Consider the following 15,477-nt stretch of genomic DNA (forward strand, 5'->3'; position numbering starts at 1 on the left):
CAAGCAAGGAAACTTGCTTCATGCAGTACGCACGGCCCCGGCCGGAACGTACTTCATACGCGGACGTAGCTCAGCTGGTAGAGCACCACCTTGCCAAGGTGGATGTCGCGAGTTCGAATCTCGTCGTCCGCTCTCTTCTGATAAGTTACACATCCCAAAATGCCGGTCTTCCGGTTCCGGGCGATTGGCGCAGCGGTAGCGCGCTTCCCTGACACGGAAGAGGTCACTGGTTCGATCCCAGTATCGCCCACAGCAGCAGCTCTCCATGGAGCTGCTTTTTTGTTGCCCGCTCCCCCCTTTGACCTATCACTTTCGGTCGCCAATCAGCAGGTGAGGCAACCAAAACTGATAAGGCAACGCGGTCCATGGTTCCTCAGGCCGGCCGGGACTTTACAGGATTTGTCACAGCACCTTGGAACCTCCAGGAGACAGGGCTAGGATCGGTTGCGGAGGAGCGAACTGGCTCCGCGATTGAAGGGAGGTGCTCGTGGGACTGATTGACGATCTTAAGGGCAAGGCTAAAGGTCTTATCCATGGCAACGAGCAGGCCATCAAGGACGGCATCAACAAAGCCGGCGATTTCGTCGACACCAAGACCGGCGGCAAGTACGCAGGTCACGTCGACAAAATCCAGAATGGCGCTTCCAAGCTCGTTGACAAGAACGGAACACCGGACCAGGCACCTGCCAGCGAGCAGGCCCCGCCGGTCAATCCCGTTCCGCCGGTCAACCCGGTTCCGCCGGTTGACAAGGCTCCATAAGGATTTGGCCAGGGCTTTGCCCTAGCACGTCAAGGGGGCGTGGGTCCCGCCGGGAGGCGGCACCCGCGCCTTTGGCGTTTAACACTGGCTTTTAACCATCCGCTCCACAGGCGGTAGCCTTCCGGATATGCCAAAGCCCGCACCAGCCGTCGTCCCCGGCGCCACCCCTGACAGGTCACGCCAACTTTCCCAGCCAATCGTGGCGGGCGTTGTGACGGCACTTGTGGGCTTTACGTCATCCTTCGCAGTGGTCCTCGCCGGTCTCCGCGCCGTTGGCGCCAGCCCCGCCCAGGCAGCATCCGGCCTGCTGGCACTCACGCTTATTTTCGGTGTCAGCGTGCTTTGGCTCTCCTGGCGTTCGAAGGTTCCGGTGACGCTCGCGTGGTCAACGCCGGGGGCTGCCCTGCTGGCCGGGGCAGGAACGGTCGACGGCGGCTGGCCGGCCGCCGTCGGAGCTTTCCTGGTGACCGGGGTGCTCATCGGCCTCACCGGACTAATCCCGGCCCTCGGCAGGCTGCTGGCGCGTATTCCCACGTCCCTGGCGCAGGCCATGCTGGCCGGTGTGCTGCTCTCCCTGTGCCTGGCGCCCTTCGCCGCGCTGGGTAACAACCCTGTACAGGTGGCTCCGGTCATCATCTGTTGGCTGGTGATGATGAAGTTCGCCCCCCGCTGGTCAGTGCCTGCTTCACTGGCGGTGGCCCTGGCAGTGATAGCCATCCACCTGTTTACGGGAGGCGGAGGAAACCTTGAGGGCGGATTCCTTCCGGCGCCGGTCTGGACTGTTCCGGCTTTCAGCATGCAGGCCGTGGCCGGGATCGCTTTGCCGCTCTTCATCGTGACGATGGCATCGCAGAACATCCCCGGGGTCGCGGTGCTGAAGTCGTTCGGGTACACCACCCCATGGGCGCCCTCCATGTTGGTGACCGGCGCCGGGACCATGCTCAGTGCACCTTTTGGCGGCCATGCCATCAACCTCGCCGCCCTCAGCGCGGCCCTGGCAGCCGGCAACGAAGCGGGCGGGGACAGGAGCCGCCGTTGGATCGCCGCGTTTACCTCGGGCCTGGCCTATCTGGGGCTGGCCCTGTTCTCGGCCGCACTGGTCACGGTGGTCAGCGCCGCTCCCCCGGGCTTGCTGGAGGCAGTTGCCGGGCTGGCCCTGATAGGCACGCTGGCGGCTTCGGTGTCCTCCGCGCTGGCAGTGGCGCAGGAACGGATCGCCGCGTCCGTCACGTTCCTGGTTGCCGCCTCCGGGCTCAGTTTTGCGGGCGTCGGCGCTGCTTTCTGGGCGCTGGCGGCAGGCCTGCTGGTCCGCTGGGTTCTGAAAGAACGGGCGACGCAAGACCAAGGGTGAGTCCGCCGTCGTGGGCTGCTCTGGGCGACGAAACTCTGGAAACAGGACGTCTCGTGGGCGTGTCCGTGTCGAAGTGCCCCATTTAGGCCGGACCGCCCAGGAGCGGGGCCTGCCCCGTTTAGGACGGCTCGTGGTTCTGGCCCTCCCGGGCCAGTGCTGTCAGGCGGGACACTGCCCGGTAATACTTCTTGGTGTACCCGCCGTGCATCATCTCGTCGGTGAACAGCTTGTCGAAGGGAACCCCGCTGGCCAGGATGGGCACGTCCTTGTCATACAGCCGGTCCGCCAGCACCACGAACCGCAGGGCAACTGCCTGCTCGGTGATGGTTTCAACGTTGCGCCACACCACGCCGTCGATGCCGTCAATGAGCTGCCGGTAGCGGCTTGGGTGCACGCCGGCAAGGTGGCCTATCAGGGTGCTGAATTCGTCCTGCGCCACGGTCTTGCCGTCGAACTCGGCCTTCATCTGCGCGGCGAGCTCGCTGTTCTTGAGCGGCGCCGGCGGCGTGGGCAGGCCACGGTGGCGGAAATCCTCGCCGTCGATCCGAATGACGTCAAACTGGTCCGCCAGCACCTGGATCTCACGCTGGAAGTCGACGGCGGCGAAGCGGCCGTCGCCCAGCGAGCCCGGAAGGGTGTTGGACGTTGCAGCCAGTTTGACGCCGGCGTCGGCCAGTTCACGCATCAGCCTGGACATCAGGACGGTGTCGCCTGGATCATCGAGCTCAAACTCGTCGATGCACACCAGCTTGTAGTGGCTGAGGGCCTCCACCGTTTTCCGGAACGAGAGCGCACCCACCAGGTTGGTGTATTCCACAAAGGTGCCAAATGCCTTCGGTCCCGGCGCGGCGTGCCACAGCGAAGCCAGCAGGTGGGTCTTTCCGACGCCGAAGCCGCCGTCAAGGTAGATGCCGGCGCGGGACGTGTCCTTCTTGGCAAAAAGCTTCTTGAACAACCCGCCGCCATCATTGGCGCCGACTCCCTGCGCAAAGCCTTCCAATTCCCGGACGGCGTGGGCCTGGCTGGGCTGCTTGGGGTCGGGACGGTAGCTGGCGAAGGAAACCTGGCCGAACCGCGGCGACGGATAAAAGCCCTTAAGGAGCTCATCCACCGATACTGCCGGAGTGCGGGCGGCAAGCTGTTCGATCTGTACCAAGGTGGTCCGTTCTGCTGGTGGGTTGTCCCCAGAAAGAATACCGGCAATGGGGCAGGGCTTCCCCGCCTAAGCACGGGTCCGCAACAGAGGGTGACGAAGGCCATATTTCCCTCTGTTAACTGAACAGCGGATTTCGCCCGCCACCGTGGCTAGTGTTGGAGCAGGTTCCAGCATCCTCCTGCAGGTCCGCCATACGTTTCAATGAAAGGCCATCACCTTGTCCTACCCAGTTGAACAGAACGAGAAGTTCGCAGCCTACGCCCGCCCCGAGCGACTGGTTTCCACCGAATGGCTCGCCGCCGCGCTTGAAAGCGGCGCCGTCGCCGACGGAAAGCTGGTGGTCGTCGAGTCCGATGAGGACGTCCTGCTCTATGAGACGGGCCACATCCCCGGATCCGTCAAGATCGACTGGCACACCGACCTCAACGACGAGGTAACCCGTGACTACGTTGACGGCACTGCCTTTGCCGCCCTGGCTGCCTCCAAAGGCATCTCCCGCGACAGCACCGTGGTCATTTACGGGGACAAGTCCAACTGGTGGGCAGCCTACGCCCTGTGGGTCTTCACCCTGTTCGGCCACGAGGACGTCCGCCTGCTGGACGGCGGCCGCGACAAATGGATCGCCGAGGGCAGGGCCCTGACCACGGAGACGTCCGCTCCAGTTGCGGGCGACTACCCTGTGGTGGAACGCAACGACGCCCCCATCCGCGCCTTCAAAGAGGACGTCCTGGCACACCTCGGAAAGCCGCTGATCGACGTCCGTTCCCCCGAGGAATACACCGGACAGCGCACCCACATGCCCGCCTACCCAGAGGAGGGCGCCCTCCGTGGCGGCCACATCCCGACGGCGGCATCCATTCCCTGGGCGCGCGCCGCCGCGGCGGACGGAACGTACCGCAGCCGCGATGAGCTCGAAGCCCTCTACCTCGGCGAGGCCGGTCTCAGCGAAGGCGATGACGTCGTCGCCTACTGCCGGATCGGCGAGCGTTCCAGCCACACCTGGTTCGCCCTGAAGTACCTGCTGGGCTTTGACACCGTCCGCAACTACGACGGGTCCTGGACAGAGTGGGGCAACGCCGTCCGCGTCCCCATCGTCAAGGGTGCGGAGCGCGGCTCCGTCCCGGCGTAAGCTGGAGTAGATGACTACTCAACACCTGCCCGCCTCGCTGGCGGAAATAGTGGACGACTTCCAGGCACTCACGGAGCCCGAGCGGCTGCAGCTGCTGCTCGAGTTCTCGCGGGAACTCCCGGAATTGCCGGACCGGCTGAAGAACCACCCCGAGCTCCTGGAGCAGGTGGTGGAATGCCAGTCGCCGCTGTTCCTGACCATCGAGACGGAAAAGAACGACGCCGGCACCGCCGACGCTGTACGGCTCTACTTCAAGGCGCCGCCGGAAGCCCCCACCACACGGGGTTTCGCCGGGGTGCTCCACGAGGGGCTCGACGGGCTCAGCGCGGAGGATATCCTGGCAGTCCCCGACGACATGCCTGAACTGCTGGGGCTCACCCGGGCCATCACGCCGTTGCGGATGCGCGGCATGACCGCCATGCTGGGCCGCATCAAGCGCAAGGTCGCCGCCTCGTCCCGGCAGCTCAGCTAGGCAGCCAGCTCAGGTTTATGGGGCGCAAAGGTACTTCCCAGGGAACGCCGGCCACCGCGGTACTGACGGCGGCCGGCGTTCCCTTTGTGCTGCACCCGTACACCCATGATCCGTCCGCTGCCAGCTATGGCACCGAAGCCGCCGAAGCCTTGGGCATTGACCCGGCGAGGGTTTTCAAGACTCTGATGGTGGAGGTGGAAGGCAGGCTGGCGGTGGGAGTGGTGCCCGTCAGCGGAAGCCTTGACCTGAAGGCGTTCGCAGCCGCCCTTGATGCGAAGAAGGCCACCATGGCGGATCCCAAGGCGGCCGAACGCCGCACCGGCTACGTGCTCGGCGGTATCTCGCCGCTGGGCCAGCGGCAGGCGTCACTTACGGTCATTGACGGCAGTGCCGTTGCCCTGGAGACCATGCTGGTTTCCGGCGGACGGCGCGGACTGGACATCGAACTGGCGCCCGCGGACCTCATCCGCCTGACGTCCGCCATCACGGCCCCGATCGGAACTGTCAAAGCCTGGGAAGCGTCCTTCCCTCCCCCAACTAAGTAGCAGCAGATGTCGTTTAGACCCCTCGAAACGACATCTGCTGCTACTTAGTTGGGCTACCCGGCAACCCCGGTCTGGCCGGGATTCACCCTCGGCGCCAGCTGCTGCCGCAACCACGCTTTGACCACCCGCTCCCAGCGGGCGGGATCCACGTTCCATTCCTTCGTGTGCCGGGCGTGGTTGAACGTTTCGAAGGTGACCATTTCCGGGTTTCGCTCGGCCAGCAACGCAGACGGTTCATAGGGCACGTATTCGTCGTCCACGCTGTGCACAATCAGGGTAGGCGTGCGCAGTTCAACAGCCCTCGCCACCCAGTCCATCGCCTTTAGGTCAACCGGTGCCGACAGGCCCGTGAGCCGGCGCCCCAGCGGGTGGCCCAGCATCAGCTGGCCGTAGCGTCCCACCAGGGACGGGATCCTGTTGATCTGTGCATGGTGTGCCAGGACGTTGACCCAGTTGATGACGGGGGCGTCCAGGACCATGGCCCGGATCAGGTGGCGGTACCTGGACAGGTCCGCCGTCTGCAGGCAGATGGCGCCTCCCATGGACCAGCCGAAGAGGACGATCTCCTCGGCCCCGTTCGCCAGTGCATACTCAATGGCCGCTTCGATGTCACGCCATTCAGTGGATCCCAGGCCGTAGCGTCCGTCGTGTGCCGAAGGGGCCAGGCCGTCGTTGCGGTAGGACACCAGCAGGCTGGTCAGCCCCAGTTCCAGAGCCGGACCGACGGCGCGCAGGGCCTCCTGGCGGGTGGCTCCCCTGCCGTGGACCATCACCGCCCACGTGCGCGATGTGCCGCCTGCCCGCACCAGCCACGCCGGTGCGTGGCCGCCGTCGACCTCAATCAGGACGTCCTCAGACGGGAGGCCGACGGCGGCGGGGTCCGGATGGACTGCTCCGCTCCACCAGCCACGGTGGGCAGTGTTGATGTCACCGCTGTAGACAGCCTCGACTTCCCGGAGGACGGTGCGCTCTGCGGGTGAGTACGACACGATGCGGCCAATGCGGGCGTGGCCCTTGCCGCCGTCAAAAAAGAATCCGTACACCCCGTCCACCGTGGTGTCCGCGTTGGCCGCGAAAATGACCTGCTGGCCCTGGCCATCACGGATCACCGCCAGCACTTCCTGGTCCGCCAACCTCCGTGGTGCGGGCGTGATCACCCGGCGCGCGAAGTACAGGGCCAGGGCCGACGAACCCGTGGCGAGCAGCCCGGCCAAGGCACCGCCACCGATGACGCCGCCGATAGTCCACTTGGCACGCAGCGACATTCCGGCGTCGGCAGCGGGGGCAACGGCGGCCATTGGAGCAGGGGTCCGTGTAGAAGAAGCCATGGGTCCATTCTTACTGCCATTGGCCCGTCGGCCATATTCCGCCGCTCTCGCCCGGCAGCGCATGGCGGGGCCCGCCGGGGCAAATGGATGCAGCAGCACATGCACAGGACTAGGCTGATGGCATGAGCGATCCCATCGTCATCCTGACCGAAGAACCCCTGGGCGCGGACGACCGCGTCAACATAGAGCGGCTGGTGAACGGGGCCGATGCGCGCCTGGTGCTGCTGGTGCCGGCCAATACGGAACGGCACCTCCTGGTGGATTTCCTGGAGCATCTTTCGCTGCTGGAAATTTCCAAGGCATTCCGGGAGCTGACCAGCCATGCTCCGGATCCTTCGGCTGAACGGGCCGAGGCGGCGGAGACACTCACGGTGTCGCTTGGCGCCCTTAAGGGGCTCGGCTCCGGCGTGACCGGTGAGGTGGTTGACGGTGGAGCCGTTAATGGGCTGGTTGCCAAGGTTAAGGAACTCGGGGCGACGCAGGCCGTAGTGGTCACCCGCCCGCATGCCGTATCAGACACGTTCCACACTGACTGGGCCAGCAAGGCCCAGGACCAGTTGGGTATTCCCGTCCTGCACCTCTATGCAGGCTCGGGATTTATCGGTGACTCCTAAGCGTTGAACAGGCCATGAGCATCTTCGGAAACAAAAGTTTTGGCAGCAAGGCAACAGATTCCGTCCGGGACGCCCTGCCCGCGGACCATCCTGCCGGCACGAGCCTTAAATCGGACGCTGAGTGGCGGCAGGAACTCAGCCCCGAGGAATACCATGTGCTCCGCCAGGCGGGCACCGAGCGGCCGTACACCGGCGAATACTGGGACACCCACACAGCCGGCGTCTACCAGTGCCGGGCCTGCGGTACAGAACTTTTCACCAGCAACGAGAAGTTCGATTCGCATTGCGGCTGGCCGTCTTTCTGGGCACCGCTGGCGGAGGGCACCGTCCGCTATATCCACGACCGGACCCTGGGCATGGAGCGCATCGAAGTGCGCTGCGCCACCTGCGACTCGCATCTGGGACATGTTTTCGAAGGCGAAGGCTATGCCACGCCAACCGACCAGCGCTTCTGCATTAACTCTGTCTCGCTGAAGCTGGTGCCGCGGGAGGACCAGGAGTCCGGGGGACAGCAGGGCGGCCAGGAGCAGGACGGGCAGGACTGACGTCCGACGGGCTCCTGAACAGGCCGTGCATTGACCAGGCCAGCCCCACCCGCGCTGGAGCTGGAGGTGGTGTGGCCGACCCTGAGATTGAGAGTTCCTTATGCTTAGCCACATTTTGAGTTAGGAACTCTGGTTGCTTGCTACGCTCGCCGTAGAAGCTCAAGCAACCAGAAAGGCAGCCTCCAATGACCGAAACGATGATCATTGCCCCCGCCAGGATTTCGGCCGACAATCCGGGCTGGCTTCGGCTCAAGGCTGCTGCCTCGTCACTCCAGCTGCTCCAGGCCCAGGACGGGTCAATCCCCGACCACAACGGGCACCAGGAAGCGGCGGACCATGTCGCAGCGATCGTTGAATCCATCGAGGAGCTGGCGCCCCTGTTCCCGCACGACGCCGCCTACCTCGCGGCAGCCACTGCCGACTTCCGGGCCTGGGCCGACGCAGGGTTCGGCGTTCCGGACTTCCTGGCATCGCTCCTGTCCTTCCAGCCACAGGAGCAGCGCCAGGACGGCCTCCAGCACTTGGTGGTCTTCCCCATGTACACCCAGAACGGCAGCAGCAGCCGGCTGGTGGAAGCGGTGCTGATTGAAGTCATCTGGCCCGAATTCATCGCCGCACTGGAGGCCGGGGACTACTCCAACCGGCTCTTTGTGCCCATCCGCTTCCTGGACTTCACGGCGGGATACGACACCAACTCCGCGGTCCTGTTCCCCGAGACCGTGGCCGTCCGCCAGACACCGACCTTCACGTGGGGTTGCATTTTTGCAGACCGCGAGGCAGCCCGGTTCCGCCGCGTCCTGCGCGCGGCCGCCGACATCACGTCCCTTGAACTGCCGGCAGGCGCCGCCGAGCTCCTTGAGGACCAGGAACTGACCGAAGCGACCTTCGTGATGTGGGACCTGATCCACGACCGGACCCACATGCGCGGCGACCTGCCATTTGACCCGTTCATGATCAAACAGCGCATGCCGTTCTTCCTCTACTCACTGGAGGAGCTCCGCTGCGACCTCACGGCGTTCCGCGAATCAGTCCGGATTGAAAAGGACGAGGCTGCAGTCCCTGAGGCCCGTCGGCACGCGAAACTGGTCCAGTACGCCATCATCTTCGACCGGATCTTCCGCTTCGCCATAACCGGCAGCCGGGTCCGCAATTACGACGGCCTGGGCGGCCAGCTGCTGTTCGCCTGGCTGCACCAGCAGCACGTGCTCCACTGGACGGACAGCAGGCTCAGCATCGACTGGGACCAGGTGTCCGAAGCGGTGATCGCCCTCGGTGCCAGGATCGACGAGCTGTACTGGCGCTCCATCGACCGGCCCAAGATGGCCCACTGGCTCGCCGCGTACCAGCTGATTTCCGGTACGGTCACCCCCAACCCGGCTTCGGTCTGGGCCAAGGGACCGGATGCCCTTCCGCTTGCCGGGCCTCCGCGCGGACTGACGGACCAGGTGCTGGACGACGAATTCCCGCTTTCCATGTTCTACGAAGCCCTGGAGAAGAAAATGCGCCCGGTCATCGAATCCACCGCCGGCATCACCGGCAGGTCCGCCCTGTGAGTGCAGCCGACGCCGCGAGTACTGCGGGCGCCCCGAACGGTGCAGCTGTGCTGAACGTCCTGGTCACCGGTGGCAGTGGCGCCTCCGGCGTCGCCGTGGCGGGGGCGCTCCGGCGCGCAGGCCACCGGGTCTTTACCTCCGGTTCGGACCCGGCCCGCATCGAAGCGGCGGCAGCGAAGGCGGGCGACGGCGTCACACCGCTCGTGTGCGACCTCGCCGACCTCGCTGCTGTCCACAGCCTCCGGGAGACACTCGCGGCCGCCGCCGGGCGGATGGATGCCGTCATCCACCTGGTGGGCGGCTGGCGCGGTGCACAAGGAATTGCAGATCAGAGCGACGCCGACTGGGACTTTTTGCAGCGCGGCGCCATCACCACGCTGCGGAATGTGTCCCGGGTCTTCTTCGACGACCTCGCCGCCTCCGGAACCGGCAGGTTTGCCATGGTCTCGTCCACGGCCGTCAGCAAGCCGACGGCGGCTGCGGCCAGCTACGTGGCTGCGAAAGCTGCCGCCGAGACCTGGACCATGGCCATGGCGGATGGCTTCAGCCGCAGCGCGCCCAGCACTGGAGGCTCAAGTGCCGCCCCGGCGGGTGCCGCCGTCGTGTTTGTGGTCAAAGCACTGGTTGATGCGGACCTGCGCAGGCAGCATCCGGAACGGATGTTTCCCGGTGCCACCGACGTCGAAGACCTGGGTGCCGCCGTCGTTGGCCTGTTCAGTCGCCCGGCACCCGAACTGAACGGCCGCAGGCTGCTGCTGGCCCCCTGACCTCCCTAGACTGAAAGCGTGAACAAAGCCATGACAACCACCGCCGACCCGGGCACGCATACCGCCGGCCGCCTCCATGACCCGTCCGTCCGCGGGTTCGCATCGGACAACTACTCGGGAGTCCACCCGGAGGTCCTTCATGCCCTCGCCGCAGCCAACGACGGCCACCAGGTCTCCTACGGAGAGGACGACTACACAGCGCGGCTCCAGGAACTTTTGGAGGACCATTTTGGGACCGGCATCGAAAGCTTTCCGGTGTTCAATGGAACCGGTGCCAACGTGCTGTCCCTCCAGTCGCTGCTGCCCCGCTGGGGCGCCGTAGTCTGCGCCTCCACCGCCCACATCAACATGGATGAGAACGGCGCCCCCGAAAGGGTCGGCGGGATCAAGCTCCTCCACGTCCCCACCCCGGACGGAAAACTGACACCGGAGCTCATCGACCGCGAGGCGTGGGGCTGGGGCGACGAGCACCGCGCCCAGCCGCTGGCCGTCTCCATCACCCAGACCACCGAACTGGGCACGTGCTACACGCCCGCCGAAGTCCGGGCCATCGCCGACCACGCCCACGCACGGGGAATGAAACTCCACATGGACGGCGCACGGCTGGCCAACGCGGCGGCCCACCTGCAGGTGCCGCTGCGGGCGTTCACGCGTGATGCCGGCGTGGACATCCTGTCCTTCGGCGGCACCAAGAACGGACTGCTTTTCGGGGAGGTAGTCGTGGCACTGAACCCCGAAGCTGCCCACGGACTGGTCTACCTGCGCAAAATGAACATGCAGCTGGCGTCGAAGATGCGGTTTATGTCCGCGCAGTTCATCGCGCTGCTGGAGGATGGCCTTTGGCTACGTTCGGCTTCCCACGCCAACGCCATGGCCGCCCGCCTGCGCGCGGCGGTGGACACGATCGAGGGCGTGCAGCCCACCCAGAAAACTGAATCCAACGGAGTGTTCGCCGTCCTGCCGGAGGGCGTAGCGGACAGGCTTCGGGAATCCTTCCGTTTCTACGACTGGAACGAAGCGGCCCGGGAAGTCCGTTGGATGTGCTCATTCGATACGAGCGAGGAGGACGTTGATGACTTTGTGGCCGCGATCCGCCGGGAGCTGGCCGTCTACAACGCCGGCAGTGCCACCTAGCAAAAGGCGGCCGACGGCGAGCCTGCGTTGCCTGTCCGCCGCGGTTGCGTAACCTGCGAAGGTGAACGCACTCGCCCAGGTTCCCCCGGAGTTTCTCTACGCCTTGGGAACCCTCAGGAAAGCACAATGCCGCAGCGAACTGCGCCTTGCCGAGATTCCGGCCCCGGCCCGCCTGGCGCCCTTCGCCGTGGCGCTGGGTGCGGAGGTCATGGCCTCCGGCCCCGCCGGCGCCACCGCTCCCGTCCACGGGCCGGCGGCGATGGCCCTCGCTGCCGCGTCCGGGACGGAAGACGATGAGGACACGGAGCTCGCCACCGGCCGGTTCATTCTCCTGCACGATCCCGACGGCTCGGCCGTCTGGGACGGGGAATTCCGGATCGTGACCTACATCCGGGCACAGCTGGAACCGGAAATGGGCAACGATGAAATGCTGGGCACCGTGGCCTGGACCTGGCTCGTGGAGGCCCTGGAAAACCACAAAGCCCCCTACCGTTCCGCCGGCGGCACCGCCACCCGCGTCCTCTCGGAGAGCTTCGGAACCCTCGCCGACAGGCCAGGATCGATCGACATCGAACTGCGTGCGTCCTGGACGCCTGCCTCCTCTGACGTCACGGCACACCTGGAAGCGTGGTCTGACATGGTCTGCACCTTTGCCGGCCTGCCCCCGCTCCCCGACGGCGTCTCGGCCCTGCCGAACCGGCGCCGGAACTAGTCCGGAAGCCCACCACCACCTTGTCGGTAAACTGAAGGCACCATGACCCCTCACATTCCGGATAACACCACAGCCGGCGCTCCGGCTGCTGACACCACTCCCCACATCACGGTGGACGGCTTCGACAGCCCCATCCCCGTGGTCATCGACCTCGACGCACCGCGCGACGGCGTACCCCTGGTGATCGAGACCCAGTCCGGGCTGGAGCGCTGCGCCGCCGCCATCGCGGCAGGAACCGGACCTGCAGGGGTGGACGCAGAGCGCGCCTCCGGCTTCCGGTACGGACAGCGTGCCTTCCTGGTCCAGATCCGGCGCGAAGGCTCGGGCACCTGGCTGATCGATCCCGAGCCCTTCGAAAACCTTGACATCCTCAACGACGCCCTCCAGGGGGTGGAATGGATCCTGCACGCGGCCAGCCAGGACCTGCCATGCCTGTCAGAGCTGGGCATGTGGCCGGACCGGCTCTTTGACACGGAACTGGCTGCACGGCTGGCCGGGCTCCCCCGCGTCGGCCTGGCAGCAGTAATCGAGCAGCTGCTGGGGTTCGGCCTGGCCAAAGAGCATTCCGCCGCCGACTGGTCCACGCGCCCACTGCCGGAACCCTGGCTGCGCTACGCGGCGCTGGACGTGGAAGTGCTCACCGAACTGCGTGAGGAACTCATCGAACTGCTGGAGGCGGACGGAAAGCTCGAATACGCCGAGCAGGAATTCGCGGCCATCCTTGCTGCCGGTGTTGCCCCGCCGCGGGTTGACCCGTGGCGCAAGACCTCCGGACTGCACCAGATCCGCGACCGGCGACAGCTCGCGGCCGTCCGCGAGCTGTGGCTCGAGCGCGATTCGCTGGCGCAGAAGCGTGACGTGGCGCCGGGCAGGCTCCTTCCGGATTCCGCCCTGGTGGCGGCCGCGAAAGCCATGCCTTCCACCGTTCCCCAGCTGCTCGGAACCAAAGGTTTCCATGGCAGGGCTGCCCAGCGGGAGGCCCCGCGCTGGCTCCGCTGCATCGCTGCTGCCCGGGACCTCGCCGACCTGCCCCCGCTGCACCTGCCCACCAACGCCCCGCCGCCGCCCCGCGTCTGGGCCGACCGGGATCCGGAGGCTGCCGCGCGGCTGGCCACGGCGCGGCCACTCCTGCAGGAAAAGGCCGAGGAAAGGAACCTTCCGCTGGAGAACCTGCTGACGCCGGACTTCCTGCGCCGCATTGCGTGGCGTCCGCCCGCAGACATCAGCGAAGAGTCGGTTGCAGGGGAACTCCGGGCGCTTGGTGCCCGCGAATGGCAGGTGGGACTGGCCGGTCCACTCATCACGGCGGCATTCCTCAATCCCCAGCCCTTGCCGCCCAAGGAACCGAGGACAGCCGCGGCAGCCGAATCCTAGGCCTGCCGCCGGCCGTGGCGGCGCGCAGCCGCATGGCCGGCCGGATGGGCCCCGGGCCTGATGAAGCCTGTCTCATACGCCAGGATCACCGCCTGCGTACGGTCGCGCACCTGCAGCTTGGCAAGCACTGAGGCAATGTGGGTCTTGACCGTTTCCGGGCTCAAGTACAATGCGGATGCAATCTCGGCGTTGTTCCGCCCTGCGGCAAGTTCTCCCAACACATCCTTCTCCCTGGCGCTGAGGCCCTCCATCACCCGGCCCGCGGATCCTTTGTGACCCGGTCCGGCGAGCTGCCTGACCGCTTCAGGGAACACCACACTGTCTCCGGCTGCCACAGTCCGCACAGCCTGGATGATTTCCTCCGGCCGTGAGCGCTTCAGCAGAAAGCCTGCCGCGCCGTGCCTGAGCGCCTCGTACACATAGTCGTCACTGCCGAACGTGGTCAGCACCAGGACCTTGGGTGCGGGCATGCGGGTGCCGTCGCCCAACAGGTTGCGGGTGGCCTGGATGCCGTCCACCAACGGCATCCGGACATCCATCAGCACCACGTCCGGCCGCAGCCGCGCGACCAGGGATGGGACTTCCGCGCCATCATTGCCCTCACCGACAACCGCAAGATCCGCTGTTCCTTCGAAAATGGCCCGCAGCCCGGAGCGGACCAGTGGCTCGTCATCAACGATCAGCAGCGTGATCATATCCCTGTCCTTTCCATGGGAGTTCTGCAGTCAGCTGCCACACGCCATCCGATGCACCGGATCGGATCGTGCCGCCCAGGAGCACCGCCCGTTCCTGCAGGCCGGCAAGCCCGTGCCCGCCTTGCCTGGTCCTCTTGGCCTGCTTGCCCGGTTCGGCGTTGCTGGCCGACACCGCATTGCTGATGCCGATTTCAAGCAAACCGGAGTCCCGCCCGCCGGACACGGACACCGCCACGTCACAGGTCGACCCGTTTCCGTGCTTCAGCGCGTTTGCCAGGCCTTCCTGGATGATGCGATACGCCTCGCGGGCAAGCACTGCCGGCACGGCCCCAGTGTCGCCGGCAAGATGCAGCCGGGCAGGAAACCCTGCAGAACGGTGTTGGTCCACCAGTTCCTGCAGCTCTGCCAGCGGACGTGAAATCGACCGGAGCGCCGGGACCGGCAGCCCTTGGTCGGGTCCATGCCCGCGAACGGCCCATCCCGGGATTTGCTCAGGGTCCGCAGGTGCCCGCAGCACGCCAAGTACGTCGTCCAGTTCTTCCAGGGCGGCACGCCCGACGTCCTCCACAGCCGCCATGGCCTCCGCTGCTTTGGCGGGGTCCGTCGCAACCAGCCGATGGGCGGCAGCGGCCTGGAGGGTGGTCACGGTCAGGGCATGCCCAACCGAGTCGTGGAGTTCGCGTGCGAGCTCATTGCGCCGCGCAAGTTCAATCGACCGGCGTTCGGCTATGGCCAGTTTCTCCAGCTCCGACGGACCCAGGAGCAGCACCGCCCAGGTGCGCAATTGGCTGGCGACACCGATGAGAAGTGTCACGGTGCCTGCACAGGCACCGAGCAGGACCCAGACGGCGGCAGCAGGATCAGTACCCGGCAGGAACTGGGACGCGAGCGGACCGGCCACAGCCATCCCTCCGGCCAGAGGAGCTATGGCGAAGACAGCCAGGACGGGAATCACAAAGACGAGCACCGCCACGGCGAGCGCCCCCGCTGACAGGTGGATCAGGAACCAGGCGGAACCGCGGGCGATGTCGCCAAGCCGGGCGGGCCCGGCCGGTTCGGCCAGGGCGGTTCGCAACAGTTCATTGGCCGCTGTCCGCTCCAGGGTGCGCATGACCTTCAGGGTCGCCGGAACAGCCAGCAGGCCCGCCCCGATTGCCAGTCCGCTCGGCACCGCCAGCGGATTGTCGCCGGCGAACCTCCACAGCTGCACTATCCATCTCACCACTGCGGCGTACGGAACAGCCAGCAGTCCGCCGATCATGAGGAAAACGGCCGTACGCGTTGCCGCGGCCAGCCGTCCCCATCCCGACTCTGTGACAGTCACGGTCAACATTGTTCCCTA

At 66.0% G+C, this 15,477-nt stretch carries 16 protein-coding genes and 2 tRNA genes; 14 read left to right on the forward strand and 4 right to left on the reverse strand.

Annotation, left to right across the window (positions count from 1 at the left end; genetic code table 11):
• Positions 1-59: 59 nt before the first annotated feature.
• From AU175_RS02680 to AU175_RS02695, 4 genes are all read left to right on the forward strand, one after another.
• Positions 60-132: transfer RNA gene (locus AU175_RS02680), tRNA-Gly, on the forward strand.
• 46 nt (positions 133-178) lie between these two features.
• Positions 179-250: transfer RNA gene (locus tag AU175_RS02685), tRNA-Val, on the forward strand.
• Between the two features lie 237 nt (positions 251-487).
• On the forward strand, positions 488-760 hold the full coding sequence (locus AU175_RS02690; protein WP_066290425.1) for an antitoxin: 273 nt from the start codon (positions 488-490) through the stop codon (positions 758-760).
• Positions 761-887: 127 nt separating this feature from the next.
• On the forward strand, positions 888-2,111 hold the full coding sequence (locus tag AU175_RS02695) for a benzoate/H(+) symporter BenE family transporter (RefSeq protein ID WP_066285615.1): 1,224 nt from the start codon (positions 888-890) through the stop codon (positions 2,109-2,111).
• A 118-nt stretch (positions 2,112-2,229) separates the two neighbouring features.
• On the opposite strand, the gene zapE is transcribed toward AU175_RS02695, so the two are convergent.
• Positions 2,230-3,267, reverse strand: a complete 1,038-nt coding sequence (gene zapE / locus AU175_RS02700) for a cell division protein ZapE (protein WP_066285617.1) — start codon at positions 3,265-3,267, stop codon at positions 2,230-2,232.
• Between the two features lie 217 nt (positions 3,268-3,484).
• Between zapE and AU175_RS02705 the strand changes: the two genes are divergently transcribed.
• Genes AU175_RS02705 through ybaK form a run of 3 tightly spaced genes read left to right on the forward strand, consistent with a single transcriptional unit; the run spans position 3,485 to position 5,413 of the window.
• A complete protein-coding gene (locus AU175_RS02705; RefSeq protein ID WP_066285619.1) occupies positions 3,485-4,396 on the forward strand; it encodes a sulfurtransferase in 912 nt (303 codons plus the stop codon).
• Positions 4,397-4,406: 10 nt separating this feature from the next.
• On the forward strand, positions 4,407-4,868 hold the full coding sequence (locus AU175_RS02710; RefSeq protein WP_066285620.1) for a SufE family protein: 462 nt from the start codon (positions 4,407-4,409) through the stop codon (positions 4,866-4,868).
• Positions 4,869-4,885: 17 nt separating this feature from the next.
• Positions 4,886-5,413, forward strand: coding sequence for a Cys-tRNA(Pro) deacylase (gene ybaK / locus AU175_RS02715; protein WP_066285622.1), 528 nt, complete (start codon positions 4,886-4,888; stop codon positions 5,411-5,413).
• 53 nt (positions 5,414-5,466) lie between these two features.
• Here the strand turns inward: ybaK and AU175_RS02720 are convergent, their stop codons facing one another.
• Positions 5,467-6,741, reverse strand: a complete 1,275-nt coding sequence (locus AU175_RS02720) for an alpha/beta hydrolase family protein (RefSeq protein WP_066285624.1) — start codon at positions 6,739-6,741, stop codon at positions 5,467-5,469.
• Positions 6,742-6,863: 122 nt separating this feature from the next.
• Here AU175_RS02720 and AU175_RS02725 point away from each other — a divergent pair, with 122 nt between their 5' ends.
• The 7 genes from AU175_RS02725 to AU175_RS02755 all read left to right on the forward strand — a co-directional run bounded on the left by AU175_RS02725 (position 6,864) and on the right by AU175_RS02755 (position 13,440).
• Positions 6,864-7,355 (forward strand): hypothetical protein, encoded by a 492-nt coding sequence (locus AU175_RS02725; protein ID WP_066285626.1) that lies wholly within the window; start codon positions 6,864-6,866, stop codon positions 7,353-7,355.
• A gap of 14 nt (positions 7,356-7,369) precedes the next feature.
• Positions 7,370-7,900 carry a peptide-methionine (R)-S-oxide reductase MsrB gene (gene msrB / locus AU175_RS02730; RefSeq protein ID WP_082978989.1) on the forward strand — a complete coding sequence of 177 codons (531 nt, stop codon included), beginning with the start codon at positions 7,370-7,372 and terminating at the stop codon, positions 7,898-7,900.
• Between the two features lie 185 nt (positions 7,901-8,085).
• Complete coding sequence (locus tag AU175_RS02735) at positions 8,086-9,453, forward strand: DUF6421 family protein (RefSeq protein ID WP_066285628.1); 1,368 nt, start codon at positions 8,086-8,088, stop codon at positions 9,451-9,453.
• The gene (locus tag AU175_RS02740) at positions 9,450-10,220 is read left to right on the forward strand and encodes an SDR family oxidoreductase (protein ID WP_082978990.1); all 771 of its coding nucleotides are present in this window, start codon (positions 9,450-9,452) and stop codon (positions 10,218-10,220) included. Before AU175_RS02735 ends, AU175_RS02740 begins: the two co-directional genes overlap by 4 nt.
• 30 nt (positions 10,221-10,250) lie before the next feature.
• The gene (locus AU175_RS02745; RefSeq protein ID WP_066290434.1) at positions 10,251-11,354 is read left to right on the forward strand and encodes a threonine aldolase family protein; all 1,104 of its coding nucleotides are present in this window, start codon (positions 10,251-10,253) and stop codon (positions 11,352-11,354) included.
• 61 nt (positions 11,355-11,415) lie between these two features.
• Complete coding sequence (locus tag AU175_RS02750) at positions 11,416-12,066, forward strand: DUF3000 domain-containing protein (protein WP_066285631.1); 651 nt, start codon at positions 11,416-11,418, stop codon at positions 12,064-12,066.
• A gap of 42 nt (positions 12,067-12,108) precedes the next feature.
• A complete protein-coding gene (locus tag AU175_RS02755; RefSeq protein WP_066285632.1) occupies positions 12,109-13,440 on the forward strand; it encodes an HRDC domain-containing protein in 1,332 nt (443 codons plus the stop codon).
• On the opposite strand, the gene AU175_RS02760 is transcribed toward AU175_RS02755, so the two are convergent.
• Together AU175_RS02760 and AU175_RS02765 are read right to left on the reverse strand one after the other, a co-directional pair.
• Complete coding sequence (locus AU175_RS02760; RefSeq protein WP_066285633.1) at positions 13,437-14,135, reverse strand: response regulator transcription factor; 699 nt, start codon at positions 14,133-14,135, stop codon at positions 13,437-13,439. The genes AU175_RS02755 and AU175_RS02760 overlap by 4 nt on opposite strands.
• On the reverse strand, positions 14,113-15,459 hold the full coding sequence (locus AU175_RS02765; RefSeq protein WP_197497027.1) for a sensor histidine kinase: 1,347 nt from the start codon (positions 15,457-15,459) through the stop codon (positions 14,113-14,115). Before AU175_RS02765 ends, AU175_RS02760 begins: the two co-directional genes overlap by 23 nt.
• Between the last annotated feature and the right edge of the window lie 18 nt (positions 15,460-15,477).

It is taken from the genome of Arthrobacter sp. B6 (assembly GCF_001663775.1).
Lineage (GTDB): Bacteria > Actinomycetota > Actinomycetes > Actinomycetales > Micrococcaceae > Arthrobacter.

What these genes read in the sequence shown, in the direction of transcription:
- AU175_RS02745 (WP_066290434.1), top strand. Translation starts at nt 10,251, where the DNA reads ATGACAACCACCGCCGACCCGGGCACGCATACCGCCGGCCGCCTCCAT.
- AU175_RS02755 (WP_066285632.1), top strand. Translation starts at nt 12,109, where the DNA reads ATGACCCCTCACATTCCGGATAACACCACAGCCGGCGCTCCGGCTGCT.
- AU175_RS02695 (WP_066285615.1), top strand. Translation starts at nt 888, where the DNA reads ATGCCAAAGCCCGCACCAGCCGTCGTCCCCGGCGCCACCCCTGACAGG.
- ybaK (WP_066285622.1), top strand. Translation starts at nt 4,886, where the DNA reads ATGGGGCGCAAAGGTACTTCCCAGGGAACGCCGGCCACCGCGGTACTG.
- AU175_RS02735 (WP_066285628.1), top strand. Translation starts at nt 8,086, where the DNA reads ATGACCGAAACGATGATCATTGCCCCCGCCAGGATTTCGGCCGACAAT.
- msrB (WP_082978989.1), top strand. Translation starts at nt 7,370, where the DNA reads ATGAGCATCTTCGGAAACAAAAGTTTTGGCAGCAAGGCAACAGATTCC.
- AU175_RS02725 (WP_066285626.1), top strand. Translation starts at nt 6,864, where the DNA reads ATGAGCGATCCCATCGTCATCCTGACCGAAGAACCCCTGGGCGCGGAC.
- AU175_RS02720 (WP_066285624.1), bottom strand. Translation starts at nt 6,741, where the DNA reads ATGGCTTCTTCTACACGGACCCCTGCTCCAATGGCCGCCGTTGCCCCC.
- AU175_RS02760 (WP_066285633.1), bottom strand. Translation starts at nt 14,135, where the DNA reads ATGATCACGCTGCTGATCGTTGATGACGAGCCACTGGTCCGCTCCGGG.
- AU175_RS02710 (WP_066285620.1), top strand. Translation starts at nt 4,407, where the DNA reads ATGACTACTCAACACCTGCCCGCCTCGCTGGCGGAAATAGTGGACGAC.